This is a genomic window from Paraburkholderia sp. GV068 (assembly GCF_003058125.1).
Lineage (GTDB): Bacteria > Pseudomonadota > Gammaproteobacteria > Burkholderiales > Burkholderiaceae > Paraburkholderia > Paraburkholderia graminis.
The window spans coordinates 137,031-163,808 of the sequence record NZ_QBUB01000001.1; the positions used below are offsets into that span (position 1 = coordinate 137,031).

A 26,778-nucleotide genomic window follows, 5' to 3' on the forward strand; every position below is an offset into this window, starting at 1 on the left:
CGCGTCCATCCGCTCATTCGAGAGATCCGTTGATCCGCCCCGTCTTTGAACCTGAAGCCCTGCCCATCGAGGCAACGGGCGCCCACTTGCCGCCAGTCGCCGCGGAGCGTCTTACGCCCGATGGCCTTCGAGCGCGCTTCAAGCAGCATCTTTCCTGGACACCCGAGCCGATTATCGAGGCGCCGTGGCGCGACATTCACGCCGACCCGCGTGTCGCCTCCGTGCTGGTGCCGCTCGTGATCCGCGCGAATGGACTCACGGTGTTGCTGACGCAGCGCGCCGATCATCTCAACGACCATGCCGGTCAAGTCAGCTTTCCGGGCGGACGTCAGGAGCCTTTCGATGCCGACGCCACCGCGACCGCCTTGCGTGAAGCGCAAGAGGAAGTCGGCCTCGCGCCTTCGCGCGTCGAGGTGCTCGGCGCGTTGCCCGACTATCTGACGGGCACCGGGTTTCGCGTCACGCCTGTAATCGGCCTGGTGCACCCGCCTTTCGCGTTGAAAGCGGACGCGCTCGAGGTCGCGGAGGTATTCGAAGTGCCGCTCCCGTTCCTGATGAACCCGGCGCATCACGAAGAACGCGTCTTCCGCTACGAAGGCGGCGAGCGCCGCTTCTTCGCGATGCCGTACCCGCGCGGCGCATCGCTCGAAGCAGCCGAACAAGGCGTCAGCGGAACGGGTAGCCACTACTTCATCTGGGGCGCGACAGCGGCGATGCTGCGCAATTTCTATCGCTTTCTGGCGGCTTGACGGGTGTTCTTATGTGCGGACGTTGGGTGTTTGGCAACGTCCCGCTCAGTGGCATCCGACCCTGTGCTATCGTTATGAACCAATCGTAAAACTCGAAAAGCACGGCGCATCGCATGACTTTTTTTTCCGTATTGCTGGCTCTGATCATTGAACAGGTGCGCGCACTGTCGCCGAACAATCCGGTATCCGCGCTGCTTCAATACCATGCGGAGTCGGCGGCGCACGGATTCGATGCGGGCAAGCCCAAGCATGGTCTGCTTGCATGGCTCGTCGTCGTGGTGCCGTGGACGCTGGCCGTCGCGCTCGTCTACTACGTTCTGTACAACATTCACTTCGTGCTGGCATTCCTGTGGAACGTCGCGGTGCTGTACTTCACGCTCGGCTTCCGCCAGTTCAGCCATTACTTTACCGACATCCATCTCGCGCTCAATAACGACGACGTGCCGCGCGCGCGCGAAATTCTCAACGAATGGACGGGCCTCGACACGCTCGACATGCCGGTCAGCGAGATCGTGCGTCATACGCTGATTCACGCGGTAGTCGCGTCGCATCGCCATGTTTTCGGCGTGTTCTTCTGGTTTCTGATTCCCGTTGGGCCGGCGGGCGCTGTGCTGTATCGGATCGCCGAGTATCTGTCGCGCACGTGGGCGCGGCCGGTGGACGATCGTACCGTCGCGTTTTCGAGCTTCGCGCAGCGCGCGTTCTTCGTGATCGACTGGATTCCGGCGCGGCTCACGTCGCTCGGCTTTGCCATTGTCGGCAATTTCGAAGATGCGATTTACGCGTGGCGCAACCACGCGCGCCAGTGGCCGGATGCGAACGACGGCGTGCTGCTCGCCGCGGGCAGCGGAGCGCTTGGCGCGCGTCTGAGCGGGCCGCTTGCCGAGCCGTCGAGTCTTGATGCACTCGCTACCGGCGACGGCGGTCCGATGCAGGTCGGTGACGACTGCACGCCGCGCACGTTGCAATCGGCGGTCGGACTCGTCTGGCGCGCGGTCGTGCTGTGGATGATTCTGTTGCTGATGCTCACCATCGCCGTGTGGCTGGCTTGAAGCAACACAAGTGATGTGCGTAAAAAACGGGCGATTGCCCGTTTTTTTTTCGACCTCGATCTCGCAGCCCGCGCCAGACCCGTTCACCCATCCAAAGGATCGCGCGCCGTCCCGCACTGCCAGCACACGGTGAACTGCGCTTCGAGCTTTTCGCCGCATTGCCGGCATTGCCAGCCGGGCGCACCTGCGGCCGGACCTCGCGACGCCGCATCGATCAGACGTCGCGCCACGGCCTCGTCGCGATCGTCCACGAGCCACAACTCGGGCGCGCACTGATCCGCGGGAATGTCGCCGAGCGCGCCGTTCAGATAGCGGTTATGCAGCTCGCACGCGATGCCGGCCGCCGCCAGCACATTGATCCAATGCTGTCCGATGATGAGATTCGGCGCGCGCATCAGCTTCATGTCAGCGCACGATCTGGCTGGCTTCATGCACGAGTTGCGCGTACAGCGCATGCCGTTCGCGACGGATGCGGCCGTCCGCGACTGCTTCGAGGATCGCGCAGCCCGGCTCGTGCAAGTGATGACAATTGTAGAAGCGGCAGTTAGGCAAGAGAGGCCGGAACTCCGGAAATGCGCGCTCGAGCCGGCCCTCGGTCAAATGATGCAGGCCGAATTCCTGGAAGCCAGGCGAGTCGATCAGCGCACCGTTCCCGCCGTTCCCTCCATTCCCGCCGTTCCCTCCATCACCCGGCAGCGCGCCGGGCAACGGATAAAGCCGCGTGAACGTCGTCGTATGGCGCCCGCTGTTCAACGCAGTCGAAATCTCGCGAGTGGCAACTTCCGCGTTGGGAATCAGCAGATTCACGAGCGTCGATTTGCCCATGCCCGACTGGCCGAGCAAAAGCGTCGAGTGGCGGTGCAAATGGTCGATCAACGTCGCGCGGGCGTCGTCGGGTTGCGTCTTGATCGACACTTCCAGGACCGTATAGCCGAGTGCACGATAGGGCTCGAGCCGTTTGCGGGCGCCTTCGAGCGAATCGGTCACGTCGATCTTGTTCAGCACGATCAGCGGCTTGAGTTCGTTGGCCTCGGCGGCGACGAGCGCGCGCCCGAGCAGGTCTTCGCTGAAGTGCGGTTCGGTCGCGAGCACGATCAGCAACTGGTCGAGGTTCGCAGCGAAGAGCTTCGACTTGTACTGATCCGAGCGATACAGCAGATTGCGCCGCTCGCCGATTTCGACGATCACGCCCTGGTCCGCGGACGTCGGCTCGTAGATCACGCGATCGCCCACCGCGACCTCACTGCGCTTGCCGCGCGGGAAGCATTGCAGCAGCGCGCCGCCGTCTTCGGGCGCGACCAGATAGTGGCGGCCATGCGCGGCCACCACGAGGCCGCCTACGCGCGTGCTGGACGTTGCGCGCGGCGCTTTCGGAGAGCGGCCGCTCATGCGTGCCGCAACAGTCGGTCGATCCGCTGCGACGCCGGCGGATGCGAGTAATAGAACGCGGTGTAGAGCGGATCGGGCGTCAACGTGGACGCATTGTCTTCGTACAGCTTGACGAGCGCGTTGACGAGGTCTTGCGCGTCCGTTTGCGTGGCGGCGAACGCGTCGGCCTCGAACTCGTGTTTGCGCGAAGTCAGGCTGCCAAGCGGCGTCACGAAGAATACGAACACCGGCAGCGCGAGGAAGAACAGCACGAGCGCAAGACCGCTATTGCCGCCGATGAGCGACGGCCTCACGCCCAGTCCTTCATAGAACCAGACCTGCTGCGTGAGCCAGCCGAGCAGCGCGAGCATCGCGAGGCTGATCGCGAACGTGACCAGCATCCGCTTGATCACGTGACGACGCTTGAAATGGCCGAGCTCGTGCGCGAGCACGGCCTCGATCTCGCTGCCCGACAGGCGCGCGAGCAGCGTGTCGAAGAACACGATGCGCTTGGCCGCGCCGAAGCCCGTGAAGTACGCATTGCCGTGCGCGGAACGGCGGCTGCCGTCCATCACGAAGAGGCCCTTGGCTGCGAAGCCGCAACGCTTCATCAGCGCTTCGATGCGGCTTTTCAGCGCTTCGTCCTTGAGCGGTTCGAACTTGTTGAAAAGCGGCGCGATAAACGACGGATACAGCACCAGCACGAGCATCTGAAAGACGACCCAGACGATCCACGTCCACAGCCACCAGAAGCTGCCCGCCTGGTTCATCAGCCACAGCACGACGAAGAGCAGCGGCAGGCCGAACGCGGCGCCGAGCAGCACGCCCTTCAGACGGTCGACGACGAAAATCCGCTTGCTCATCCGGTTAAAGCCGAAGCGTTGCTCGATCACGAACTGACGGTAGTAGTCGAATGGCAGATCGATCGCGCTGGTGATCGCGATCACTGCCGCGACGAGTGCAATCTGGCCGATATAGCCGCGGCCGAGCCAGTCGGTGATCGCCAGATCGAGCGCCTGCACGCCGCCGAGCAGCGTGAGGCCGATCAGCACCGCCGCGCCGACGACGATCTCGATCATCGTGAGACGCGTGCGCTCGACGGTGTAGTCGGCGGCGCGCTGGTGCGCGGTGAGCGCGATGGTGCCGGCAAACTGGCTCGGCACCTGCTCGCGATGGCGCGCGACGAAGCGGATTTGCCGCGACGCGAGCCACAGCTTGGTGCCGACCATCGCCACGACGGCGACGACGAACAGGACGGTGAAGTACAGGGTAGGCATCCGTGGATTCCGTGGTATCTATGCGAGAATTATATGTTTCTTCCCGCGTCGCAGCGGGGGCCGGCTTAAACCATCCATAACCATTTCACACGAACGATCGCCGCGGCGTCCGGGCTTTCACCAAGCTCGCGGCCGGGCCGTCAAGGTTGCCTTCATGACTGACATCCTCCAATCCCCTGCACCAGTGCCGCTCGTGCGCAGCGACATGAACCTCGTCTGGCTGGACATGGAAATGACCGGGCTCGATCCGGACTCCGACCGCATCATCGAAATCGCCGTGGTGGTCACGAATTCGACGCTGGACAGAATGGCCGAAGGTCCGGTTCTCGCGATTCATCAGAGCGACGAGACGCTCGCCAAAATGGACCAGTGGAATCAGAACACGCATGGTCGTTCCGGGTTGATCGACCGTGTGAAGGCGTCCACCGTCAGCGAAATCGAGGCCACCGAACAGATCCGCGCATTTCTCGCGCAGTACGTGCCGCCCGGCAAATCGCCGATGTGCGGCAACTCGATCTGCCAGGACCGCCGCTTCATGGCGCGCTGGATGCCCGAGCTCGAGACGTTCTTCCACTACCGCAATCTGGACGTGAGCACGCTGAAGGAACTCTGCCGCCGCTGGCAGCCCGCGATCTACAAGGGTTTCCAGAAGCGCGCGATGCACACGGCGCTGGCCGACATCCACGAGTCGATCGACGAACTGAAGTACTACCGCGAACACTTCCTCATTCCGCCGGCGCCCGACGCCTCGATGAACGCCGAATAACCGGCGAGCGGGCGTGAAATAAGTCAGGCCGGCCTCGGCGCGCGCACCGCGTTCTTCGGCCGGAACGCTTTCACGACCTCGGCGTTGGTCTCGACATACGGCCCGCCGATCAGGTCGATGCAGTACGGCACCGCGGCGAAAATGCCCGGCACCTTCACCGCGCCTTCTGCATCGCGCAAGCCTTCCAGCGTTTCCTTGATCGACTTCGGCTGGCCCGGCAGATTGACGATCAGCGCCGCGTGGTCCGCCGTTTCGCGGATCACCGCGACCTGGCGCGACAGGATCGCGGTCGGCACGAAATTCAGGCCGATCTGCCGCATCTGCTCGCCGAATCCCGGCATTTCCTTGGTAGCGACGGCAAGCGTCGCCTCGGGCGTCACGTCGCGCCGCGACGGACCGGTGCCGCCCGTGGTCAGCACGAGGTCGCAGCCGACTTCATCGACGAGCTCCGTGAGCGTGGCCGAAATGGTCGGCGCGTCGTCCTGAATCAGGCGCGTGACGACCTGCCACGGCGAACTCAAGGCCGCGCCGAGCCATTCCTGCAGCGCCGGGATGCCCTTGTCCTCGTACACGCCGGTGGACGCGCGGTCGCTGATCGACACGAGGCCGATCAGGATCTCGTCCGGATGATTGCGCTCGAGCTTGTGATTGCTGGGCGAGTCAGGCGTCGCGGTCGTCATCGTCGTCTTCCTCGGCGTCAGCGTCGTCGGCAGCGGAATCGGTCGCGGCGGCGGGGCCGTCCGCGTTCTTGATCCACTGGAACAGCTCGCGGAAATAGCGCGGCGGCTTGTTCTGCTGCGCTTCCTTGCGCGCATTGCGAATCAGCGTGCGGCCTTGCTGCGGATCGGCGTTCGGATGCTGGCGGATGAATTCGGTCAGCGCGGCGTCGTCGGCGAGCAGCTTGTCGCGAGTGCGCTCGATCCAGTGCAGCTTGGCCGTTTCCGCCTTGTTGACGCCGTTATAGGTGTCGAGCGCGGTGCGCAGCGCGGCGGTTTCGTCGTCGAGCAGCGAGCGCATCACGCGGCCGACGTACTGAAGCTGACGGCGCTTGCCTTCGTGGTCGGTGATGCGGCGCGCCTCGCGCACGGCGTCGTCGAGCTTTTCGGGCATCGGCATGCGCTTGAGCGCGTCTTTCGGCAGCGCGATCAGCGCCTCGCCCAGCTCCTGCAGCGCGTGCATTTCGCGCTTCAACTGGGACTTGCTCGGACGGTCGTAGCCGTTCTCGTCGACTTCCGGCTCGGCGGATTCGATGGGTTGAATGCGGGTTTTGCGTGTCATGCCGATATTGTAGCGTGCCGGGCCCCGCAAACCCGCCGCCGCGCCGTATAGAGCGGCGCGCGCGCTGCGAAAAACCGCGCTGCGAATGCCAGGTGCGCGAGCGCTTAGCTTGCTATGATCGCGGGATGCTTCAACGATGCTCATGCGCCCGTCATGCGCAGATTCGGCGCAAGCAATCGCGCGGTACGCGAACACGCATGGGCGAACACCCGGGCCGCTCGGCCCCAAAAGGACGGCAACGACAATGGCAGCAGACATGGACGTCAAGCAGCGCTTTTTTCCGCATACCCAGGATGAACTGAAGGAAATCGCCTCGGACATCCTTCGTCACGCGAAGTCGCTCGGCGGTACCGACGCGGCGACCGAAATTTCCGAAGGCGACGGCCTGTCCGTCTCCGTGCGGCGCGGCGAAGTCGAAACGATCGAGCACAACCGCGACAAGATGGTCGGCGTGACGGTGTTCATCGGCAACAAGCGCGGCAACGCGAGCACCTCCGATTTTTCGTCGCAAGCGCTGAAGGACACGGTCGCGGCGGCGTACAACATCGCACGCTTCACGGCCGAAGACGATTGCGCGGGCCTCGCGGAAGCCGAGCTGCTCGAAACGGAGCCGCGCGATCTCGATCTCTATCACCCGTGGAATCTGTCCGCCGACGAAGCGGTGGAAATCGCCCGTCGCGCGGAAGACGCCGCGTTCGCGACCGATCCGCAGATCAAGAACTCGGAAGGCGCGAGCGTGTCGGCGCAGCACTCGCAGTTCGTGCTCGCCACGTCGCGCGGCTTTCTTGCGGGCTATCCGTACTCGCGGCATTACATTGCGTGCGCGCCGATTGCCGGCAGCGGCCGCAACATGCAGCGCGACGACTGGTACACGTCCACGCGCAGCGCTGAACAGCTTGCCGATCCAGAAGCGGTCGGCCGTTACGCGGCGCAGCGGGCGCTCGCGCGCATCGGCGCGCGCGGCCTGGATACGCGCAAGGTGCCGGTGCTGTTCGAGGCGCCGCTCGCCGCCGGTCTGCTCGGCGCGTTCGTGCAGGCGACGAGCGGCGGCGCGCTGTACCGCAAGACGACGTTTCTCGTCGACAGTCTCGGCAAGCCGGTGTTCGCCCCGCATGTGCAGATCGTCGAAGATCCGCATGTGCCGCGCGCGATGGGCAGCGCGCCGTTCGACGAGGAAGGCGTGCGCACGCGGCAGCGCTCGGTCGTGAAGGACGGCGTCGTCGAAGGCTATTTCCTGTCCACTTACTCCGCGCGCAAGCTCGGCATGCAGACCACCGGCAACGCCGGCGGCTCGCATAACCTGTCGCTGCAGAGTTCGAGCACGCGTCCCGAGGACGACTTCGAGGAGATGCTGCGCAAGCTCGGCACCGGCCTTTTGCTGACTGAACTGATGGGGCAGGGCGTGAACTATGTGACGGGCGACTATTCGCGCGGCGCGTCGGGCTTCTGGGTCGAGAACGGCAAGATTCAGTATCCGGTCGAGGAGATCACCGTCGCGAGCACGCTGCAGGAGATGTTCCGCCATATCGTCGCGATCGGCGCGGATACCATCACGCGAGGCACCAAGCAGACCGGCTCGGTGCTGATCGAGCGGATGACGATCGCGGGGCAGTAAGCGGTTTCACTGTTGAGGCGGCGCTCGCTACGGGCGCCGCAAACGAAAACGCCACGCCTGGCTTGCGTGGCGTTTTGCTTTTGACGGCGCGCTTCATGGCTCGCTTCATGGCGCGAGTCGGTGCTTCATGAGGCCGCGGCCTCAGCGGCTTTTGCGCTTATACGTCACGAACGCATAGTCGAAATCGTTCGGCGCATGCGCGCGATGCGTTTCGTGCGCGACTTCTTCCCATTCGTCCGGGTCGACGGCGGGGAACGTCGCGTCGCCCTGGAAATCGGCCGAGATCTCGGTGACGATCAGCTTGTCCGCGAGACGCAGCCCTTCCACATACAACTGCGCGCCGCCGATCAGAAACGCTTCCGGCGCCTGGTCCTGTGCCGCGAGCTTCAGCGCTTCGCCGAGCGTCGTCGCGGCGTCGCAGCCCTGGAAACGTCGCGTGGCATCGCGCGTCACGACGATGTTGCGGCGTCCCGGCAGCGGCCTGCCGATCGACTCATGCGTCTTGCGGCCCATGATGATGGGCGCGCCCATCGTCGTGCGCTTGAAAAACGCGAGGTCTTCGGGAAGTCGCCAGGGCAACTGGTTGTCGCGGCCGATCACGCCGTTATTGGCGCGAGCGACGATCAGGGTGAGCGTCGTCATCGAATGGAAGGGGGAACGTAATCGGATCGATTCTACCTGAGCGAAGCGCCGCGGCCGCCGACGGAGCCGGCAGCGGCAACGGTAGCGGCGGAGCGACCTCGTCCCACAAGGTCACGCGCGCGCTTTTCGCACGCGCCGGTCGTGGCGCGCCGCGAGTCCCGATCCGCGGAATCGGCATCGTGATCGTCCGACAAAGTACCGCATGCGTTGCAATCCGTGCCCGACGGACGCGCAACCGAAGTGTTCGCATAATGACTCTCCAGATGCAGGCAATTAGCGAAACACGTGCCACCGGGCGCAATCCCTTGGTGGGTCGGGTTGCAACTTCTTGCTCGCGCAATCCGATAAAAGGAATCGGCTGTAAACGTTGCAGGTCTGAAACGGCGAGAAGAAAATACCTATTAACTGTTAATTGCAGCGGTATGAACTACCTCCAGCGCTATGCATGAGAGAACCGCTTCCCACAATTGGTTATTCGTAAGTTGATTACTTATTTATCCCCGCGCGCGCCTTGCTGGACAAGGGCAGCCGGATTAAATTCGCATAATTGTTTTCCAAGCGGCGCGCGTATAGTAAGCTCTCGGAAAGAGCTTCAAATTTAAAAAAGCCCGCTAACGGGCCGTCTCAAACACACACGCCGCTTTCTGGGGATCAGCTGTCCGCACGGAATGGAATGGCCGTTCGGTTTTTGCTATTTGCGAATCCCGAATGTGCCAGCGTGTCTGAATTGCGGTTCAGGTGCGTGCATCATCCTTAACGTTCGTTGACGAGAGGATCTGAATAATGGAACCCGCAACGCGGCAACTGATTTACGTTTCGCGAGAGCCAAGCGCGGAACTGAACACCCGCTTTCACCAGCGTGGCTGGCATGTGGAAGTGGTGGGATCGGCGCGCGACGCGCGCCGGGCCGTACGCGCCGGTTCGGCAGCGGGTGGCCTGCTTGATCTGTCCAGTCATTTCCAGCCGCATGAAATCGCCGCTTTCGAATCCTGCCTGACCATGCCGAACGTCGGCTGGGTCGCCGCGACCATGCCTGGCCAACTCCAGGACGCGGCGCTGCGCCGCCTCGTGCGCGATTATTGTTTCGACTATGTGACCGTGCCGTATTCCGGCGACCGGATCGTCGATTCCGTCGGCCATGCATACGGCATGATTTCGCTCGGCGAACCGGCTTCGAACGACGGATCGCAAGGCGCCGAAGGCGAAATGGTCGGCTCGTGCGACGCGATGCTCGCGCTGTTCCGTTCCATCCGCAAAGTTGCGATGACCGACGCGCCGGTTTTTATCTCCGGCGAATCGGGCACCGGCAAGGAACTCACGGCGGTCGCGATTCACGAGCGTTCGTCGCGGCGCAATGCGCCGTTCGTGCCGATCAACTGCGGCGCGATCCCGCCGCATCTGCTGCAGTCCGAACTATTCGGCTACGAGCGCGGCGCGTTCACGGGCGCGAATCAGCGCAAGATCGGCCGCGTTGAAGCGGCCAACGGCGGCACGCTGTTTCTCGACGAAATCGGCGACTTGCCGCTCGAAAGCCAGGCGAGCCTGTTGCGCTTCCTGCAGGAGCGCAAGGTCGAGCGGCTGGGCGGTCATAGCGCGATCGACGTCGACGTGCGGATCATTTCCGCCACGCACGTCGACATGACGGCGGCCATGATCGAAGGCCGCTTCCGCTCGGACCTTTACCATCGGCTGTGCGTGCTGCAAATCGACGAGCCGCCGCTGCGCGCGCGCGGCAAGGATATTGAACTGCTCGCGCGTCACATGCTGGAACGTTTCAAGAAAGACGCAAGCCGGCGGCTGCGCGGCTTTGCACCCGACGCGATCGCGGCTTTGCACAACTACGGCTGGCCGGGCAACGTGCGCGAGCTGATCAACCGGGTGCGGCGAGCCATTGTGATGTCCGAAGGACGCGCGATCACGGCGCGCGATCTGGAATTGGCCGAGTACGTCGAGATCGTGCCGGTGTCGCTCGCGCAAGCGCGCGAAGCCGCTGAGCGTCAGGCTATCGAACTCGCGCTGTTGCGGCATCGCGGGCGTCTTGGCGATGCCGCGCAGGAGCTCGGTATTTCGCGCGTCACGCTATACCGGCTGCTCTGCTCGCACGGCATGCGTCATATGGAAAGCGAGCCGCTTTCGGCGCCGAACGGTACGTTGCCGGCATCGGTGCCGCATCTCTGAGCTGAGGGGCGGGCGTTATCGGGCGTTGCGTTTGTGAATGAGCGCCGCCGCGGGTGCTGAGTTGTGCCGCGGCGGCGACTTCCGGGGTTTGCGCGCGTGAGTGTTGGCGTTGCGCGCGTTCGCCTCGCCTCGCCCCGATCCTGGTTCCGTCTGTTCCCATCACTTCTCCTCAGTTCCCCTCTGTCGCATCGCAGCGGCGGCGCCATGTCGCCGCGCTTGGTAAAATCGGGTTTTCCGCTCAATCTCGCGGCACGCCGGCTGTAGCGTGCGCCGGCCTGCGCCGCGTCGAAGGAACCCGCATGAAACAATACCTGGACCTCGTCCGCACGATTCTCGATACTGGCTCGTGGCAGGAGAACCGCACCGGCATTCGCACGATCAGCATGCCGGGCGCCATGTTGCGCTTCGATCTCCAGCAAGGTTTCCCGGCGGTCACGACGAAGAAACTCGCGTTCAAGTCGGCCGTGGGCGAACTGGTGGGTTTCCTGCGCGCGTCGCGCAGCGCGGCGGATTTCCGCGATCTCGGCTGCAAGGTGTGGGACGCCAACGCGAACCAGAACCCGCAGTGGCTGGCCAACCCGTATCGCGAGGGGCCCGACGATCTCGGCGATGTCTACGGCGTGCAATGGCGTCAATGGCCGGCGTACAAGGTGCTGGACGCCGCGGCGAGCGCGCAGCTTGCGGACGCGACCGCGCGCGGCTTTCAAGTGGTCACGGAGTTCGATGAAAACGGCAGCCGCAAGGTGCTGCTGTACAAGGCAATCGATCAATTGCGCCAGTGTCTCGACACGATCATGCAGAACCCGTCGGACCGGCGGATTCTGTTTCATGCGTGGAACCCGGCCGTGCTGGACCAGATCGCGTTGCCCGCGTGTCATCTGCTTTATCAGTTCCTGCCGAACGTCGCGCGCAAGGAGATTTCGCTGTGCCTGTACATCCGCAGCAACGATGTCGGGCTCGGCACGCCGTTCAATCTGACCGAGGGCGCGGCGTTGCTGCATCTGGTCGGCCGCCTGACGGGCTATACGCCGCGCTGGTTCACGTACTTTATCGGCGACGCGCACATCTACGAGAATCAGCTTGCCATGCTGCAGGAGCAGCTCAAGCGCGAGCCGTATGAAAGCCCGACGCTCGCGATCTCCGACCGCGTGCCGGACTACGCGAAGACCGGCGTGTACGAGCCGGAATGGCTCGAGAAGATCGAACCGTCGGACTTTTCGCTAGTCGGCTATCGGCATCACGAGCCGCTGACGGCGCCGATGGCGGTTTAAGCGGCGCTGTACGGAGAAGGGTAAAGCCCCTGCGATGTGAATCGCGGGGGCTTTTTTATGTCGATGAACGGTTGCGGTTTGGAAAAGCAGAGAGCGCTTAGCCTCGGTGATGCTCGTCGTGGCCACCGCCCGACCGCTGCTCGCCGTGCGGCGGTTGTGGTTGCGGCTGCGGACGCGGTTGTTGCTGCGCTTGCGGCTGAGAACGCGGTTCTGGGCGTGGCTGCGCTTGCTGCGGATGAAACTCGGGGCGCGGTTGTTGCTGCGCCTGCGGCTGAGGGCGTGGTTCTGGACGCGGCTGGATTTGCTGTGGATGGAACTCAGGGCGCGGCTGCTGTTGCGCTTGCGGCTGAGGGCGCGGTTCGGGGCGCGGCTGCATCTGCTGCGGATTGAGTGCGGAACGCGGCTGCTGTTGCGCCTGCGGCTGACGCTGCGGCTCAGCCCCCGGCTGTGCCTGCTGCTGACGAAACTCCTGCCGAGGCGGCTCTTGACCCCGCGGTTGCGCGCGCACTTCGCCACCAGCCTGCGCCTGAACCCCCTGACGCGGCTGCTCCTGAACCTGCTGCGGCCGTCCGAGCGCCTGCGCGCGTTCGTCGCCCTGCGCCGGCTGCGCATCCTGCCGCAGCCCCTGACTTTGACCTTGCCCGATCCGCGTCTGCTGTCCCAAGGCCGGATTCTGCACCGGACGAGGCACACGGCCTTGCCGCCCCGCGGCATCCACGTCACCGCGACCTTGCTGAGCGACGCCGCCCGTTGGCCCCTGCGATCCCTCAACACCGCGCTGCGAACTCTGCTGCGCTTGCTGACCCATCGGCACATGCGGCTGAGTCCAGACAGGCTGCTGACGACCATCGGCTCCGGCTTGCCGCCCCGCGTCTTGTGACCGCGCAAACCCGGCGGCGGTGCCGCCGTTCTCACGCGGCGGACGCGGCACGCCGTTGAACGCGGCGCCCGTCGCGCCAGCCGGCTGACCGTTCACCACTGCCGGCATGCCGGGCCGCGCCTGCTGCATCGCTGCATACGGCGGTTCGCCTGCGCTAGGCGCCTCGCCGGGGCGGCGCCCCGCCTGGTCCCCGCGATCAGCAGCGCCCGGTGCGGGCCGGCCGCCGAGCCCCGGCTCAGGAGCCGGCGCACCTGCCGCCGCCCCAGGCATTCGTCCGGGAAGATGCGACTGCACGACCCGGACGTTCTGCATCGGTGAAGAACCAGGCGTGCCCGCAAAGTGCGCCGGCACCGACGTCCGCACGATCGGCTGCCCCGCGCCAGGCACGCGCGCGCCGCTTTGCGCAAAACGCTGCGCGAGGCCGTCGTGGTACGCGGGCGGCAGCGACGGACTGCGCGTCGCCATCACCGGACGCCCGATGACGCCCGCCGGCGGACGGTATTTCGCGTTGCGCTGGCCGGGCCCGAAGCTCTCGCGCACCGGCGCGATGCCCGGAGCGCCGGGGTTGATCCGCGCGTTGCGCCACTGCGCCGGGTCGACCTTCTGCGCGAACCGTCCGACCGGCTGTCCGTGAACGAAAGCCGTCGCGGGCACGGCGGTCACGGCCCGCGGCGCCCGATAGTTGATGTACGTGTTGTGGACGTTGGTGATGTTGGTGATGTTGGTGTGGTTGTAGCTGTTGACCACCGTCGTGCGATTGACGCGTTCGTAGTAGCGCGGGCTCCAGTTGTCGCGGCCGCCCCATTGCGGGTGCCATCGTTCACCGGGGCCCAGCGGGAACCACGCGACGCCCGCAGCCATCGCGCCGCCGATCGCCAGATTCACGCCCCAGTCGACCCCGCCGCCGCCGCCACCGACGAACGCCACCAGCGCCGGCGCATAGACCGGCGGCGCGTTGACCACGACAGGGCCCGGCACCCACGCCCACGAATCGTCGACATAAGCCCAGCGGCCGTAGTGGTAGGGCGCGAAACCCCACGGCGCGTCGTCGACCCATGTCCAGCCCCACGGCGCCTGCCATACCCAGTGGCCGTCGTGATAGGGCGCCCAGCCTGCGGGCGTCGCGCGCGGCACCCAGACTTCGCCGTATTGCGGACTGCTGCGCCACGTGCCGTTGGCGTCGAGGTCCTGATAACCCGGAATTTCCCGCGATACATACCGCGCCGATACCGAGCGGTCTTCCGCGGCGTCGCGGCTCGCGGCCCATTGGTCGAACGCGTCGGCGCCCGGCGCGCCGTTGTCGGCGAGCGCCTGCAGATTGGTGCCGGCAAAGCGCAACTGCTGGCCGGCGGCGATCGGCACCTGAGCGCCGTCGCCATACGCCGTCGCGCTGCCGCTGCGCACGGTGACGGTGGTGCTGCTGCCGTCGGGCGCGACGTCCACGCGGTAGTCGCCCGCGCCGTTCAGTCCGAGTGCGAGATTCGGCGTGTCGATTTCATACGACGAGCCCGGCGGCAATTCGCGCACGCGCGCCGACAAAGTACCTTGCGCGACTTTCAACTGCGCGCTGTTGTCGTCGAGATTGAGCAGATCGAGACTGGTGGACTCGCCCAGACGCACGGCCGTGGAGCCGATATGCAGCTCGGAGCGTGCGTTCCGGTCATTCCACAACTGATCGCCGGTGGTGAGCGGCCGATTGATCTGGGCGTACGACCAGTCGGCGGCGCCGGCGGGCTCTGTCGTGACGGTCCCGGCCATGTAGTTGAGACGCGCGACGCGCCCCGGCGGATCGGCGTCCTGCGTCGCGACGCCTTGCGGCGCGGGAGCGGCTTGCTGCGCGAGCGCGCATTGCGTCGCGAACAGGAAGGCGGCGGTGGCGAGCAACGTGTAGCCGAGTGTCCGATGTCTCGACGGTTCGCGCGGCGTCGTGGTTTTCATGATTCGTTCTCCGACGGACGATGCACATGCAGCATCCGTGAACCACTCTACCCGCGCCCTATGTTTCAAGGCCCCCACTTTTGTAAGGCCGTCTCACCAGCGGTAACAAAAGGTCTCGATCGAGGCGTGGAGGCGGGCTCGGCTGCGTTTGGCGCGGCAACCCGGACTGAACGCCGAGCCGCTCCGGAGTCAACGCTTCGGCGTTCCGCCTGCCCGCCGCTCACTCCGCGAGAAACGCGTCGAAATGCCGATGACCTGCCGGCGTGATCCGCAAAATGCGCGGCCGCTCGGTCCGTTCGACCCAGCCGCGCGCCGCCCACGAATCCAGCAATGCCGCGCCGAGCGCGCCGCCGAGGTGCGGGCGCCGCTCGCTCCAGTCCGGGCATGTGCAGGCGAAGCGGCGTCGACGGCTGCGCTGCGCCGACACGTCGATGCCCCAGTCGGCGAAGCGGGCCGCGCCGTCGGACGTGGCTTCGAGCGACGTCCCTTGCAGGCTCAGCAGTCCGCGGCCGACGAGCCGCTCGAACACCCGCACCGACAGTTCGCCCGCCATGTGGTCGTAGCAGGTGCGCGCGTAGCGCATGTCGGTCGGCACCGTGCGCACCGGACGCGGCGCGGGGCGCTGCGGCGCGCTGACTTGCGCGACGTTGGCCAGCGCTTCGATGGAGGCCGCGATATCCGCCGATGCAATCCGGAAATAGCGATGCCGGCCGCGCACCTCGAGCGCGAGCAGGCCGCCGTCGGTGAGACGCGCGAGATGCGCGCTGGCCGCCGACGGCGACAGCCCGGCGATCATCGTGAGTTCGCCGGCGGGGCGGGCGCTGCCGTCCATCAGTGCCCACAGCATGGCCGCGCGGCCGGGGTCGGCCAGCAGCGCGCCGATCCGGCTGAGGCCTGGAAAATGGTTGTGTTCGTCTGCGAGGATGGCGGGCATGGGGCGCTCCGTGTTCGGTCTTTCGGGCGATGCGCGGGTCGCGCAACGCGTCATGTGGCCACTCTACGCGGCGCATGCATTCGATGTTTCAGCTTAGCGTGAACCGTCGAATGCAGCAGCTACGAAAACCCGGCCCGTCTGCGGACGGACCGTGCTCGGCGCTTGCCTGTGCGTTCATGCGTGCGCTTCTACTGCCAAGCTAGAATCGACGCCTGTCTTTCGAAGGAACGCAGTCATGAAAATGGTTTTGGCCTTAGTGGCGTCGATCGTGTTGCTGGGCGCTTGCGCGCAGGGCGGTTCGACGTCGGGCGCGGGCACCGGCAGCGTCACCATGTACGGCACGATCGACGAAGGCATCACTTTTCGTAAGTAACGGAACGGCCGCACGGTCTGGTTAAACGGTCCCGAATGGCAGAAAGTGATGCATCATTGTCATGACTGCCACGCGCGAGCATGTGACGATGCGGTTTTCGCCACTCGAGCCACTCAGGCCACTCGAGGCACCTGGCCCACTTGGACCACGGAAGCCGCGATGGCTTGAACAGCGACCGCCGCGACGGTGCGCTCAGAGCCGCCGCGATCACTCTCCGCCGCCGGAACCGACCTATGCCGCCAGCCGCTTCTGCTTCCGCTTCCGCCTCCGCCCCCAGCACCGCTTCAACCTTCTCCGACCACGCCGCCGATCTGCGCGGCCCCGATCCCCACGGCCGCCGCGCCGCGCGCGTGCTGGCCGTTTGCCAGGCGCTGTACACATCGTCGGTATCGATCGATCTGACGCTGACCGGGCTCGTCGGCTACACGCTCGCCGACGACAAGGCGCTCGCCACACTGCCGTTCTCGTTGATCACGGTCGCGGCCGCGCTGACGACCGTCTTCGCTTCGTTCCTGATGGCGCGCATCGGCCGTCGCGCGGGCTTCGTACTCGGCGCGGGCGTCGGCGCGCTGGGCGGCGCGGTGTCCGTGTGGGCGATCTTCCATCACGACTTCTGGGCGTTCTGCGCGGGCACGGCGACCGTCGGCGTGTTTCAGGCGTTCGCGCAGTACTACCGGCTCGCCGCTGCCGACGCAGTCGGACTCGAAGGCAAAAGCCGCGCGATCTCGACGGTGCTCACGGGCGGCGTCGTCGCGGCCGTGTGCGGTCCGCTGCTCGCCGCGTGGAGCAAGGACTGGCTCGCGCCGGTCGCGTTCGCGGGCTCGTATGCGCTCGTGACCGGACTCGGGCTCGCGTCGATCGTCCTGCTGATGCTGCTGTACCGCGACATGGCGCCTGCGCCCGCCGCGGCCACTTCCGACGACGCCGCGCGGCCCCTGCGCGAGATCGTGCGGCAGCCGATCTTCGCGGCGGCGCTCGCGAACAACGCGCTCGGCTATGCCGTGATGATGTTCGTGATGACCGCGACGCCGATCGCCGCGGTCGCGTGCGGGCACAGCATCGGCGACGGCGCTGCGATCATCCAGTGGCATCTGGTCGGCATGTTCGCGCCGTCGCTGTTCTCCGCGCGGCTGATCCGGCGCTTCGGCGTGCTGCCGGTGATCGGCGCGGGCATCGCGCTGTCGGCGTTGTGCGGCGTGTTCGCGTTGCGTTCGACCGATCTCCCGCATTTCTACGCCGCGCTCGCGTGTCTGGGCGTCGGCTGGAACTTCATGTTCGTCGGCGGCTCGACGCTGCTCGCGCAATCGTACCGGCCGTCGGAGCGCGCGAGGACGCAGGCCACCAGCGAATTCACGACGTTCGCGTGTTCCGCGCTCGGCTCGCTGTTCGCCGGGCAATTGCTGGCGCGCTTCGGCTGGGCGGCGATAAATGCGGCGATCTTTCCGCTCCTCGGCGTGGCGGCGCTTGCGACGCTGGCTTACGCGCGCTCGTTGAAGCGCCGCGCGGCGTCGGGAGTCGCGTGATGAGCGCGCGTCATATCGTGTTCGCCGTCGCGCCCGATCTCGTGTTGCTCGACGCGTGCGGTCCGCTCGAAGCGTTCTGGCGCGCGGAACTGACTATGGCCGCGGGGAGGGGGGATGGTAGGGGCGCTGGTGCTGGCACTGGCTTCGGCACTGGCTCCGGCTCTGGTTCTGGCTCTGGTTCTGGCTCTGGTTCTGGCTCCGGCTCCGGCTCCGGCTCCGGCAACGGCAACGGCAACGGCAACGGCAACGGCAACGGCAACGGCAACGGCAACGGCAACGGCAACGGCAACGGCAACGGCAACGGCAACGGCAACGGCAACGGCAGCGGCAGCGGCAGCGGCAACGGCAACGGCAACGGCAACGGCAACGGCAACGGCAACACCAACGGCAACACCAGCGGCGCCTCGCCCGTGCCCCACTCGCCGCACTCCCGCCCCGTCGCATACCGCACGACGGTTGCATCGATCGACGGCGGCGTCCTTCAGACCTTTCCTGGCTTGCCGGTCGTGACCGAACGGCTTGACTCGCTCGACGCCCAGCCGATCGACACACTGATCGTCCCCGGCGTTCCCATCGATGAGCACTGCACGCTGCAACCCGAACTCGTCGCGTGGATCAGGCGCAATGCGCCGCGCGCCCGCCGCATCTGCTCCGTGTGCACCGGTGCGTTCTACCTGGCGGCGGCGGGCCTGCTCGACGGCCGGTGCGCGACCACACACTGGCGCGAGGCCGCGCATCTCGCGCGCCGTTATCCCAATGTGCACGTCGACGCCGATCCGATTTTCATCCGCGACGCGGGGTCGGGCGCGCGGTCACACGAACACAGCAGCACAGGCCCGCGCGAGAGCGTGGTCTGGACCTCGGCAGGCGTGACCGCAGGCATCGATCTCGCGCTTGCGCTGATCGACGAAGACCTCGGCCACGCAGTCGCGATGCAGGCCGCACGGCGCCTCGTCGTGTTCATGAAGCGGCCGGGCGGCCAGTCGCAGTTCAGCGCGGCGCTGGCGGCGCAGGCATCGGCGGGCGGGCCGTTCGACGCGTTGCATAGCTGGATGGCCGCGCATCTGCGTGACGATTTGACGGTCGAGCGGCTCGCCGAGCGCGCGCGGATGACGCCGCGGACTTTCGCGCGCCGCTACGTCGACGAAGTGGGGCGCACGCCGGCGAAAACCGTGTCGGCGCTGCGTCTCGAAGCGGCTTCGCGGGCGCTCGCGGAATCACGTCGGCCGCTTAAGCGGATCGCGCTCGACTGCGGCTTCGGCAGCGAGCAGAACTTGCGGCGCGCGTTCGTGCGGCGCTTCGGCGTGCTGCCGCTCGATTATCGCGAGCGGTTCATGTCGGCGGCAGCAGCGCCGTCGTCGGCGGCGAGCGGGGCGATTGCCGCGGACAGCGCGCGCCTCGCAACGCGCTGAGCGGCCACGCGCGCGCGGAGAACCCGCTGCATCGAATCGTGGAAATCCGCGCCACGCGTCGCCGCGGCGCTTCGGCGTGTTGCCGCTCGATTATCGCGAGCGGTTTATGTCGGCGGCAGCAGCGCCGTCGTCGGCGGCGAGCGGCGTGGTTGCCGCGGACAGCGGGCGCCTCGAAACGCTCTGAACCGCGATGCTCGCGCGGAGAACCCGCGCATCGAGTAGTGGAAATTCGACGTCAAAATCCGCGCCACGCGTCGCCGCACCGCTTCGGCGTGCTGCCGCTCGATTATCGGGAGCGGTTCCTGTCGGCGGCAGCAGCGCCGTCGTTGGCGGCGAGCGGTGCGATTGTCGCGGACAGCGCGCGCCTCGAAACGCTCTGAACCGCCGCGCTCGCGCGCCGAGACCCGCCGCATCGAATCGTGGAAATTCCGTGTCGAAGAAGTCTCTGGCACGCGTCGCCGCGCCGCGCGCGGCCGCACCCGTCGCCATCGTCGTCGACCTTAAGCGCTCAACAAGGCCAGCCGCCGCCCAAACAGGCACCACCTCGTCCACCTATCGCCTCACCAGCCGATCCGACAAATTGGCGCGCCGTCAATATTGCGCTCGTATAATCGCCTCCTTTCAATGCATCCGATTGACCGGAGTCAAGATGAGCAGCCATCCTGCAGCGCCGCTGGACCGTTCCGAAACCACCTTCCGTTTTCTCGCCGAACCGAGTTCGGTCAACTTCGGCGGCAAGGTGCACGGCGGCGCGCTGATGAAATGGATCGACGAAACCGCCTATGCGTGCGCGGCCGTCTGGTCGGGGCGTTATTGCGTGACGGTGAGCGTCGGCAACATTCGTTTTCGTCGGCCGATTCTGGTCGGCAACCTCGTCGAATTGCGCGCGCGGGTCGTGGCGACGGGACGCACCAGCATGCACATCCACGTGTCGGTGCAGGCGGGCGATCCGAAGGGCGGGGAGCTGCTGCAAACCACGGACTGTCTCGTCGTGATGGTCGCGGTCAACGAGAACGGCAGCCCGGTGCAGGTGCCGTCGTTCGTACCGGAAACCGACGAGCAGAAGCGCCTCGCGAGATACGCAATGGATGTGAAGGAAGCGCTCGACGCGATCGTCGAACTGAAGCCCGAAGAAGTGGCGCAGGGCAAGATCTGAACAACGAGGGTTACGGGCGCCGACTTCAAAGCGGTGCGAGCCACAAGCGCACGCACCTCACGTACCGAACCCACGTTTCCAGACCGAAAATCAAAGCGGGCAAACCGGGCAAACCGGGCAAACCGGGCAAACCGGGCGACTCACCACGAGCCGCCCAACAACCGCCCGAGGCGTCGAGGCGTCCCTACGGCGCCGAATGCCCGACCATATCTCCCGGCCGCACCCATTCGTCGAACTGCTGCTCGGTGACATGACCGAGCGCGAGCGCCGCGGCTTTCAGCGTGGTGCCTTCCTTGTGCGCCTTCTTCGCGATCTGCGCGGCCTTGTCGTAACCGATGTGCGGATTGAGCGCCGTCACGAGCATCAGCGATTCGTTGAGCAGCGTGTCGATCCGCTCGCGATTCGGCTCGATGCCAACCGCACAGTTCTCGTTGAAACTGCGCGCGCCGTCCGTCAGCAGGCGAATGGATTGCAGTACGTTGTGCGCAATCATCGGCCGGAATACGTTCAGTTCGAAGTTGCCGCTCGCGCCGCCGACGTTCACCGCGACGTCGTTGCCGAACACCTGCGCGCACAGCATCGTCAATGCTTCGGACTGCGTCGGATTGACCTTGCCCGGCATGATGGAGCTGCCCGGTTCGTTCTCGGGAATCGACAGTTCGCCGAGGCCGCAGCGCGGACCGCTCGCGAGCCAGCGGATGTCGTTCGCGATCTTGTTCAGGCTCGCGGCCACCGTCTTCAGCGCGCCGTGCGCGAAGACGAGTGCATCGGCGGCCGCCATCACTTCGAATTTGTTGGGTGCGGTGACGAAGGGCACGCCGGTGAGCTTCGCGATCTCCGCCGCCACCTTCTGCGCGAACTGCGGATGCGCGTTAAGGCCGGTGCCGACCGCGGTGCCGCCCTGCGCGAGTTCGTACAGATGCGGCAACGCCGATTCGACGTGGCGAATGCCCTGGTCAAGCTGCGCGACGTAACCTGAAAACTCCTGGCCGAGCGTGAGCGGCGTCGCGTCCTGCAAGTGCGTGCGGCCGATCTTGACGATGTCGGCGAACGCGCGCGCTTTGCCGTCGAGCGTATCGCGCAGCGTCTTCAAAGCGGGCACGAGATGTTTGACGATGCCATGCGCGGCGGCCACGTGCATCGCAGTCGGAAACACGTCGTTCGACGATTGCCCGCGATTCACGTCGTCGTTCGGATGAACCTTGCGCGCCTCGCCGCGCTCGCCGCCGAGCAGCTCGCTCGCGCGATTCGCGATCACTTCGTTGAGGTTCATGTTGGTCTGCGTGCCGGAGCCGGTCTGCCAGACGGCGAGCGGAAACTCTTCCGGATGCTTGCCGTCGATGATCTCATCCGCCGCCTGCATGATCGCGCGCGCCTTGCTTTCGTCGAGCACGCCGAGGCCCAGGTTCACCTCGGCGGCGGCGCGCTTGATCACGGCGAGCGCGGTGATCAGTTCGGGCGATTGCTTCTCGGTGGAAATGCGGAAATTCTGCAGCGAGCGCTGCGTTTGCGCGCCCCATAGACGGGCGTTCGGCACGGCGATTTCACCGAACGTGTCGCGCTCCATTCGTACGTCTTCAGTCATGGTTCAGCTCCGCTTTTAAAGTTCTGCGTTGACCGGCAATAAGGAGAATAGCCCGGTTAGCGCATTCCGGTATAACCCTGCCTGCGGGTCGAAAATATACGTACGCCGCACGCCGTTCTCCACATCGGTCCAGACGAGCGGCGACAGCGGCGCGCCGATCGAGCGGAGATAGGCGAGCTGCGCGTCGTCGGCGAGCGTCACGCGATAGCTTTGTTGCGGTTCGATCGCGCGGTCGAAGATGTCAGCCACCTGCGCCGCCAGTTGCGGACTGTGGATCACGAGCGCGAGTTCGGTGTTCAGATTCGCCGAGCGCGGATCGAGGTTCATTGAACCGATCACCAGAATGCGCCGGTCGATCATAAAAGTCTTCGCATGCAGACTCGCGCGCGAACGCGAGCCCGCGAAACCCGCGGCCGGCGTTTCCTGGCGCGGTCGGAACTCATATAGCTCGACGCCCTGCTTGAGCAGCGGCACGCGAAACGGACTGTAGCCGGCTTGCACCGCGACCGCGTCGGTGGCGGCGAGTGAATTCGTCAGGATTGCTACGCGCACGCCGCGCTGCGTCAGTTCGCTGAGCGCCTTGACGCCCGCCTCGTGCGGAACGAAGTAGGGCGACACGATCAGGAAATCCTTGTGCGCGTCCTTGATCAGTTCGCCGAGCCGCTTCAGCGGCGGACTCACGTAGTCCGGCGACGGGTTCTCGATCTTCTCCGGCTCATCCGCCTTGAACTCGGCGTGCGCCCACGTCAGGCCGAGTTGCCTGCTGGAAATCTGCGCGGCGAGCGGCGTCGCATTCAGCGGCTTTGCGTTGTATGGATCGGCGTTGGTGCGCCAGTGCTGGCGAAGATCGTCGCGCGTCTGGTCGAGTTCCTTTGCGTCGAACTTCTGCTTGTTCAGCACACGCAACGGATACGCGAGACTGCTGTTCCAGTAGTCGTCGAAGCTCGCAGAGACATCGGCGGTGATCGGACCGGCGGCGAGCACGTCGATGTCGCGGAACTGCAGCACCTCGCTCGCGCTGAAGTATTCGTCGCCGAGATTGCGGCCGCCGACAATCGCCAACTGGTTATCCGCGATCATCGCCTTGTTGTGCATGCGGCGCGTGAAATGGCCGATCTGCGTGAAGAGATTCGTGGTGCGCTCGAACACCCCTTCGCGCGCGCTGCCGAACGGATTGAAGACGCGAATCTCGATGTTGCTGTGGGAATTGAGGCCCGCCATGATGCGGTCGATGTCCTTGAAATTCAGGTCGTCGACCAGCATGCGTACGCGCACGCCGTGATCCGCCGCATAGAGCGCCGCGCCGAGCAGCAGCTTGCCGGTGGTGTCCTCGTTGGCGATGTAGTACTGCATGTCGAGCGTCTTGGTCGCCGCGCGGGCGAGCGCAATGCGCATCTGCAACGCGTCGGTGCCGCTCGATAGCACGCGAAAACCCGACTCGTCCGGATGAGCGGCTTCAAGCGGCGCGAGCGCTGCGCGAAGCGGCGTGTTCTCGGTGGCAGGCAGCGCGTGAGTGACCGGACGGTCGAACGCGGTGGCGGGCGGCCTCGTCGCGCACGCGGTCAGAAATGCCGATGCGCAACACAGCAGGAAGAAATGTCTCGCAGAACTGATTGCACGCTTGCGCTGCATCGCGGTCTGCTTTTGTTGTGTAGGCAACTGCACGCTCTTTCCTCTTTGTTGTTCAGGCTTTTCGTGCGGCGGCGCAGTGTCTTCACACGCGCCGCCGAGAAAACCATTCTAAGGGGAATCGGGCCGCCGGACTGTTGGCGGCGGCACGAGATGGGCGTGCTTAGACGCGTCCGGGATTCACCGCGCGTTCGTCGTTGGCATGGGTCGAGCCTTTCGCCGGACGCCCTGCCCAGAAGCCCGCGAGCAGCGAGCCCGAGAGGTTGTGCCACACCGAGAACAAGGCGCCCGGCAACGCGGCGATCGGCGTGAAATACAGCTTGCCGAGCGTCGCGGCGAGGCCCGAGTTCTGCATGCCGACTTCGATGGCGAGCGTGCGGCAGACGGCTTCGTCGAAACCGAGCAGACGGCCGCCCCAATAACCGCCGAGCAGACCGATGCCGTTGTGCAGCACGACGCCGAACATCACGACGAGGCCGACGGACGCAATGCTCTTTTGCGTGCCGCCCACCACCGCGCCGATGATCAGCAGAATCGCGACCATCGACACGAGCGGCAGCACGGGTTCCACTTTGCGCACCGTCTTGTTGAACAGATGATTCACCGCGAGGCCGACGACGATCGGCAACGCGACGATCTGCAGGATGCTCATCAGCATGCCGTGCACGTCGACCGCGATCGACGCGTCCACATAAAGGCGCGTGAGGAGCGGCGTCGCGAACACGCCGACCAGCGTGGACAACGCGCTGATCGTTACCGACAGCGCGACGTCGCCGCGCGCGAGATAGATCATCACGTTTGACGCCGTGCCGCTCGCGACGCTGCCGACCAGCACCATGCCCGCCGTCAGGTCGGGCGGCATGCGCAACGCCTTCGCGATCGCCCAGGCGGCAAGCGGCATCACGAGGTAATGCAGCACGATGCCTGCGATCACCGGCGCGGGCCGCGTGAAGACGCGCTGGAAATCGGCGACGGAGAGCGTGACGCCCATCGCCAGCATGATGATGGTGAGGAGTGTGGTGACGTGCGGCGCGATGCCGGAAAACGATGCCGGCGACGAATAGGCGGCAACCGAAACGAGCACGGCCCAGAGTGGAAAGAGACGGGTGATGCGGGCAAGCATGAGGCGAGGTCCTTGGTTGGGTATTTTTTCGTGAGAAGCGACTGGCGAAAAGCGCGGGTCTCTAGTAATGCCGTATTAAGCGCTATTGGCGCGGCGCGCGGCGATGGTTCTGCGAAGCGGCGGTGCCGTCGCGGATCGGATCGGCCGCGTGCGAGCCGCTTACCCGCAGCGTGTGTGTCGCGCCGGTTGCGCTGTTCGTCTCTTGCAGGAGAAAGGCAGTGCGTCAGCGGATGGCGGACCTGCCGGCGGCGCGGTCCTTTGTGAGGAGCGCGGCCGCGTTTTTTCGTCGGATGGACGCGGGTTCGCGTCGCTCGGAACGAACGCGCATTTTACCGTTGCCGCGCAAAGGCTGCCGGACGCTTCGTTGCGCGTGCAACGAAAGTGGGTGTTCCGCGAGGCAGCACGAAGTAGCGCCTCGCCGCACGAAATTTGCCGCCACCGTACTCGCGCTTATTTCCGCGCGCTCATTCCCGCAGACCCGCCTGGTCCTGCCGCTTTCACACCGATGCAGCAGGCGGCGCATCCTTCGCCGGCACGCGCCGCAAGCTCAGCTTGTGAAAGCGCAGCGTCATCAGCAGCGCGACGCTCGCGAGCCCGGCCGCGAGTCCCCACCACAAACCGCGCGCGCCGAGTCCGAAGTGAAACGCGAGCGTATAGCCGGTCGGAAAGCCGATCACCCAGTAACCGAAGGCCGCGGCGATCATCGGTATGCGGGTGTCTTTCAGACCGCGCAGGCAACCGGAACCGACTGTCTGCATGCCGTCGACGATTTGAAAAATAGCGGCCACGCCGAGCAGCGAACTCGCGAGCGCGACGGTCGCGGCATTCGCCGGATCGTCGAGATGCAGGTAGAGCCCGACGATCCAGTGCGGCGCCGCGATCAGCACGATGCCCGACAGCGTCATGAAGCCGACGCCGAGCGCGAGCGCGACGAAGCCCGCGTGGCGCGCGGCCAGCGGCTGCCCCGCGCCGGACCAGAAGCCGACGCGCACATTGGCCGCCTGGCCGATCGCGAGCGGCACCATGAACGCCACCGACGCGACGTTCAGCGCGATCTGGTGCGCGGCCAGTTGCGATTCGCCGAGCAGGCCGACCATCAGGCCGGTCGCGAGAAAGAGCGTCGACTCCACGCCATAAGTGATCGCGACAGGCCAGCCGATGCCGAACAGCTCGCCCATCAGCGGCACATTGGGGCGCGTTGCGACGACGAAGTGGCGATAGCGCGGCCGCAGGTGCAACAGTGCCATCAGCACGAGGGCGGTCAGCCAGACGGTGATCGACGTCGCGGCGGCCGAGCCAAGAAAACCGAGCCGCGGCAGGCCGTACGCGCCGTGAATCAGCCCGTAGTTCAGGACGCCGTTCACGCCGACGCTCACGAGCGATACCCACAGGAGCCGCCGCGCCGCGCCAATCGCCGGCAAAAACGAGCGCATCAGACCCACGCCGATCAGGCTGCCGAGCGCGCCCCAGCGCAGCACCGCCGCATATTCGCCGACGTTGTGCGCGAGCAGCGCGGGCTCGCCGAACGCGAGCAGGATCGGCGTGGCGAACGACAGCAGCGCGAACGCCGGCACCGACAGCAGCACCGACAGCACGAAACCCGTCCAGTAGATGTGCGGCACGCGGCTTTCGTCCTGCGCGCCGCGCGCATGCGAGACGCTCACGCTGACGGACGTCAGCACGCCCTGCAGCAGCGTCACCACGACGAAGAAGAGATTCGCGCCGAGGCCGCCGGCCGCGAGCGCGTCGGGGCCGAGTGAGCCGAGCAGGATGGTGTCGGTGACGGCCATCGCCATTTGCGACAGTTGCGCGATCGCGAGCGGCGCGGCGAGCCGCGCGGTGTCGGCGGCGTGGCGCGAGAAAGTCGGCGGCGGGGCGGCGGACCGGGTGAAGCCGGATTGGGTCATGGAGCGTGCGTATTGAGCGGATCGGGACAGCGCGTTGGGCGACAGCGGCATTAGCTTGCGGACGGCGCGGCTTACGCACGGCGTAGCGGCCGGCGCACGAGGCGCGGGCAAGCGGGGGACGC

The 26,778-nt window shown here is 65.8% G+C and carries 23 protein-coding genes; 11 read left to right on the plus strand and 12 right to left on the minus strand.

The features are described 5' to 3' along the window. Positions 1–29: 29 nt before the first annotated feature. Both C8K18_RS00650 and C8K18_RS00655 read left to right on the plus strand, forming a co-directional pair. Positions 30–749 carry a CoA pyrophosphatase gene (locus tag C8K18_RS00650; protein ID WP_107706418.1) on the plus strand — a complete coding sequence of 240 codons (720 nt, stop codon included), beginning with the start codon at positions 30–32 and terminating at the stop codon, positions 747–749. 113 nt (positions 750–862) lie between these two features. After that, a complete protein-coding gene (locus tag C8K18_RS00655; RefSeq protein ID WP_006052832.1) occupies positions 863–1,801 on the plus strand; it encodes a CobD/CbiB family protein in 939 nt (312 codons plus the stop codon). Positions 1,802–1,884: 83 nt separating this feature from the next. On the opposite strand, the gene C8K18_RS00660 is transcribed toward C8K18_RS00655, so the two are convergent. Genes C8K18_RS00660 through C8K18_RS00670 form a run of 3 tightly spaced genes read right to left on the minus strand, consistent with a single transcriptional unit; the run spans position 1,885 to position 4,446 of the window. Further along, on the minus strand, positions 1,885–2,205 hold the full coding sequence (locus tag C8K18_RS00660) for a putative signal transducing protein (protein WP_006052833.1): 321 nt from the start codon (positions 2,203–2,205) through the stop codon (positions 1,885–1,887). Between the two features lies 1 nt (position 2,206). Next, on the minus strand, positions 2,207–3,190 hold the full coding sequence (gene rsgA, locus C8K18_RS00665) for a ribosome small subunit-dependent GTPase A (RefSeq protein ID WP_107706419.1): 984 nt from the start codon (positions 3,188–3,190) through the stop codon (positions 2,207–2,209). Then, positions 3,187–4,446: a M48 family metallopeptidase gene (locus tag C8K18_RS00670; protein WP_053858580.1), complete on the minus strand. Its 1,260-nt coding sequence runs from the start codon at positions 4,444–4,446 to the stop codon at positions 3,187–3,189. Before C8K18_RS00670 ends, rsgA begins: the two co-directional genes overlap by 4 nt. A gap of 154 nt (positions 4,447–4,600) precedes the next feature. Here C8K18_RS00670 and orn point away from each other — a divergent pair, with 154 nt between their 5' ends. After that, positions 4,601–5,212, plus strand: a complete 612-nt coding sequence (orn, locus tag C8K18_RS00675) for an oligoribonuclease (protein WP_029967855.1) — start codon at positions 4,601–4,603, stop codon at positions 5,210–5,212. Between the two features lie 23 nt (positions 5,213–5,235). On the opposite strand, the gene mog is transcribed toward orn, so the two are convergent. Both mog and yjgA read right to left on the minus strand, forming a co-directional pair. After that, complete coding sequence (mog, locus tag C8K18_RS00680; protein WP_107706420.1) at positions 5,236–5,892, minus strand: molybdopterin adenylyltransferase; 657 nt, start codon at positions 5,890–5,892, stop codon at positions 5,236–5,238. Next, on the minus strand, positions 5,873–6,490 hold the full coding sequence (gene yjgA / locus C8K18_RS00685; RefSeq protein ID WP_029967852.1) for a ribosome biogenesis factor YjgA: 618 nt from the start codon (positions 6,488–6,490) through the stop codon (positions 5,873–5,875). The genes mog and yjgA overlap by 20 nt, the downstream gene beginning before the upstream one ends. Positions 6,491–6,734: 244 nt before the next feature. On the opposite strand from yjgA, the gene pmbA reads away from it, so the two are divergent. Continuing rightward, the gene (gene pmbA, locus C8K18_RS00690; protein ID WP_053858577.1) at positions 6,735–8,105 is read left to right on the plus strand and encodes a metalloprotease PmbA; all 1,371 of its coding nucleotides are present in this window, start codon (positions 6,735–6,737) and stop codon (positions 8,103–8,105) included. A 141-nt stretch (positions 8,106–8,246) separates the two neighbouring features. Here the strand turns inward: pmbA and C8K18_RS00695 are convergent, their stop codons facing one another. Next, on the minus strand, positions 8,247–8,747 hold the full coding sequence (locus C8K18_RS00695) for a dihydrofolate reductase (RefSeq protein ID WP_006052840.1): 501 nt from the start codon (positions 8,745–8,747) through the stop codon (positions 8,247–8,249). 783 nt (positions 8,748–9,530) lie between these two features. On the opposite strand from C8K18_RS00695, the gene C8K18_RS00705 reads away from it, so the two are divergent. Both C8K18_RS00705 and C8K18_RS00710 read left to right on the plus strand, forming a co-directional pair. Then, on the plus strand, positions 9,531–10,925 hold the full coding sequence (locus tag C8K18_RS00705) for a sigma-54 dependent transcriptional regulator (RefSeq protein WP_006052841.1): 1,395 nt from the start codon (positions 9,531–9,533) through the stop codon (positions 10,923–10,925). A gap of 299 nt (positions 10,926–11,224) precedes the next feature. Then, complete coding sequence (locus tag C8K18_RS00710; protein WP_053858576.1) at positions 11,225–12,196, plus strand: thymidylate synthase; 972 nt, start codon at positions 11,225–11,227, stop codon at positions 12,194–12,196. 97 nt (positions 12,197–12,293) lie between these two features. On the opposite strand, the gene C8K18_RS00715 is transcribed toward C8K18_RS00710, so the two are convergent. Both C8K18_RS00715 and C8K18_RS00720 read right to left on the minus strand, forming a co-directional pair. Further along, positions 12,294–15,014, minus strand: coding sequence for a DUF6600 domain-containing protein (locus C8K18_RS00715; protein ID WP_107706422.1), 2,721 nt, complete (start codon positions 15,012–15,014; stop codon positions 12,294–12,296). 220 nt (positions 15,015–15,234) lie between these two features. Then, positions 15,235–15,948, minus strand: coding sequence for a helix-turn-helix transcriptional regulator (locus tag C8K18_RS00720; RefSeq protein WP_029967826.1), 714 nt, complete (start codon positions 15,946–15,948; stop codon positions 15,235–15,237). A 235-nt stretch (positions 15,949–16,183) separates the two neighbouring features. On the opposite strand from C8K18_RS00720, the gene C8K18_RS33160 reads away from it, so the two are divergent. The 5 genes from C8K18_RS33160 (at position 16,184) to C8K18_RS00740 (ending at position 20,412) form a co-directional block, all read left to right on the plus strand. Continuing rightward, positions 16,184–16,321, plus strand: coding sequence for a hypothetical protein (locus C8K18_RS33160; protein ID WP_165919783.1), 138 nt, complete (start codon positions 16,184–16,186; stop codon positions 16,319–16,321). Positions 16,322–16,554: 233 nt separating this feature from the next. Next, on the plus strand, positions 16,555–17,844 hold the full coding sequence (locus C8K18_RS00725) for an MFS transporter (protein ID WP_258196039.1): 1,290 nt from the start codon (positions 16,555–16,557) through the stop codon (positions 17,842–17,844). Beyond that, positions 17,844–19,256 (plus strand): GlxA family transcriptional regulator, encoded by a 1,413-nt coding sequence (locus tag C8K18_RS00730; RefSeq protein ID WP_108506355.1) that lies wholly within the window; start codon positions 17,844–17,846, stop codon positions 19,254–19,256. The genes C8K18_RS00725 and C8K18_RS00730 overlap by 1 nt, the downstream gene beginning before the upstream one ends. A 221-nt stretch (positions 19,257–19,477) precedes the next feature. Further along, positions 19,478–19,636: a hypothetical protein gene (locus tag C8K18_RS33165; RefSeq protein ID WP_165919784.1), complete on the plus strand. Its 159-nt coding sequence runs from the start codon at positions 19,478–19,480 to the stop codon at positions 19,634–19,636. 269 nt (positions 19,637–19,905) lie between these two features. Further along, a complete protein-coding gene (locus C8K18_RS00740; protein WP_006052848.1) occupies positions 19,906–20,412 on the plus strand; it encodes an acyl-CoA thioesterase in 507 nt (168 codons plus the stop codon). Between the two features lie 184 nt (positions 20,413–20,596). On the opposite strand, the gene fumC is transcribed toward C8K18_RS00740, so the two are convergent. The 4 genes from fumC to C8K18_RS00760 all read right to left on the minus strand — a co-directional run bounded on the left by fumC (position 20,597) and on the right by C8K18_RS00760 (position 26,656). Then, positions 20,597–21,997, minus strand: a complete 1,401-nt coding sequence (gene fumC, locus C8K18_RS00745; protein ID WP_107706425.1) for a class II fumarate hydratase — start codon at positions 21,995–21,997, stop codon at positions 20,597–20,599. Between the two features lie 15 nt (positions 21,998–22,012). Beyond that, positions 22,013–23,629 carry a phospholipase D family protein gene (locus tag C8K18_RS00750; RefSeq protein ID WP_107706786.1) on the minus strand — a complete coding sequence of 539 codons (1,617 nt, stop codon included), beginning with the start codon at positions 23,627–23,629 and terminating at the stop codon, positions 22,013–22,015. 160 nt (positions 23,630–23,789) lie between these two features. Then, entirely contained in the window at positions 23,790–24,749 is a 960-nt protein-coding gene (locus C8K18_RS00755) for a bile acid:sodium symporter family protein (RefSeq protein ID WP_107706426.1), read from the minus strand. Between the two features lie 497 nt (positions 24,750–25,246). Beyond that, entirely contained in the window at positions 25,247–26,656 is a 1,410-nt protein-coding gene (locus tag C8K18_RS00760; RefSeq protein WP_029967820.1) for an MATE family efflux transporter, read from the minus strand. Between the last annotated feature and the right edge of the window lie 122 nt (positions 26,657–26,778).

Excerpts from the sequence above, each read along its gene's own strand:
- C8K18_RS00655 (WP_006052832.1), top strand. The coding sequence starts at position 863 with ATGACTTTTTTTTCCGTATTGCTGGCTCTGATCATTGAACAGGTGCGC.
- C8K18_RS00755 (WP_107706426.1), bottom strand. The coding sequence starts at position 24,749 with ATGCTTGCCCGCATCACCCGTCTCTTTCCACTCTGGGCCGTGCTCGTT.
- C8K18_RS00750 (WP_107706786.1), bottom strand. The coding sequence starts at position 23,629 with ATGCAGCGCAAGCGTGCAATCAGTTCTGCGAGACATTTCTTCCTGCTG.
- pmbA (WP_053858577.1), top strand. The coding sequence starts at position 6,735 with ATGGCAGCAGACATGGACGTCAAGCAGCGCTTTTTTCCGCATACCCAG.
- rsgA (WP_107706419.1), bottom strand. The coding sequence starts at position 3,190 with ATGAGCGGCCGCTCTCCGAAAGCGCCGCGCGCAACGTCCAGCACGCGC.
- mog (WP_107706420.1), bottom strand. The coding sequence starts at position 5,892 with ATGACGACCGCGACGCCTGACTCGCCCAGCAATCACAAGCTCGAGCGC.
- C8K18_RS00670 (WP_053858580.1), bottom strand. The coding sequence starts at position 4,446 with ATGCCTACCCTGTACTTCACCGTCCTGTTCGTCGTCGCCGTCGTGGCG.
- C8K18_RS00705 (WP_006052841.1), top strand. The coding sequence starts at position 9,531 with ATGGAACCCGCAACGCGGCAACTGATTTACGTTTCGCGAGAGCCAAGC.
- C8K18_RS00660 (WP_006052833.1), bottom strand. The coding sequence starts at position 2,205 with ATGAAGCTGATGCGCGCGCCGAATCTCATCATCGGACAGCATTGGATC.
- C8K18_RS00725 (WP_258196039.1), top strand. The coding sequence starts at position 16,555 with ATGCCGCCAGCCGCTTCTGCTTCCGCTTCCGCCTCCGCCCCCAGCACC.
- C8K18_RS00730 (WP_108506355.1), top strand. The coding sequence starts at position 17,844 with ATGAGCGCGCGTCATATCGTGTTCGCCGTCGCGCCCGATCTCGTGTTG.
- C8K18_RS00740 (WP_006052848.1), top strand. The coding sequence starts at position 19,906 with ATGAGCAGCCATCCTGCAGCGCCGCTGGACCGTTCCGAAACCACCTTC.
- C8K18_RS00715 (WP_107706422.1), bottom strand. The coding sequence starts at position 15,014 with ATGAAAACCACGACGCCGCGCGAACCGTCGAGACATCGGACACTCGGC.
- C8K18_RS00695 (WP_006052840.1), bottom strand. The coding sequence starts at position 8,747 with ATGACGACGCTCACCCTGATCGTCGCTCGCGCCAATAACGGCGTGATC.
- C8K18_RS33160 (WP_165919783.1), top strand. The coding sequence starts at position 16,184 with ATGAAAATGGTTTTGGCCTTAGTGGCGTCGATCGTGTTGCTGGGCGCT.
- orn (WP_029967855.1), top strand. The coding sequence starts at position 4,601 with ATGACTGACATCCTCCAATCCCCTGCACCAGTGCCGCTCGTGCGCAGC.
- fumC (WP_107706425.1), bottom strand. The coding sequence starts at position 21,997 with ATGACTGAAGACGTACGAATGGAGCGCGACACGTTCGGTGAAATCGCC.
- C8K18_RS00710 (WP_053858576.1), top strand. The coding sequence starts at position 11,225 with ATGAAACAATACCTGGACCTCGTCCGCACGATTCTCGATACTGGCTCG.
- yjgA (WP_029967852.1), bottom strand. The coding sequence starts at position 6,490 with ATGACACGCAAAACCCGCATTCAACCCATCGAATCCGCCGAGCCGGAA.
- C8K18_RS00760 (WP_029967820.1), bottom strand. The coding sequence starts at position 26,656 with ATGACCCAATCCGGCTTCACCCGGTCCGCCGCCCCGCCGCCGACTTTC.
- C8K18_RS00720 (WP_029967826.1), bottom strand. The coding sequence starts at position 15,948 with ATGCCCGCCATCCTCGCAGACGAACACAACCATTTTCCAGGCCTCAGC.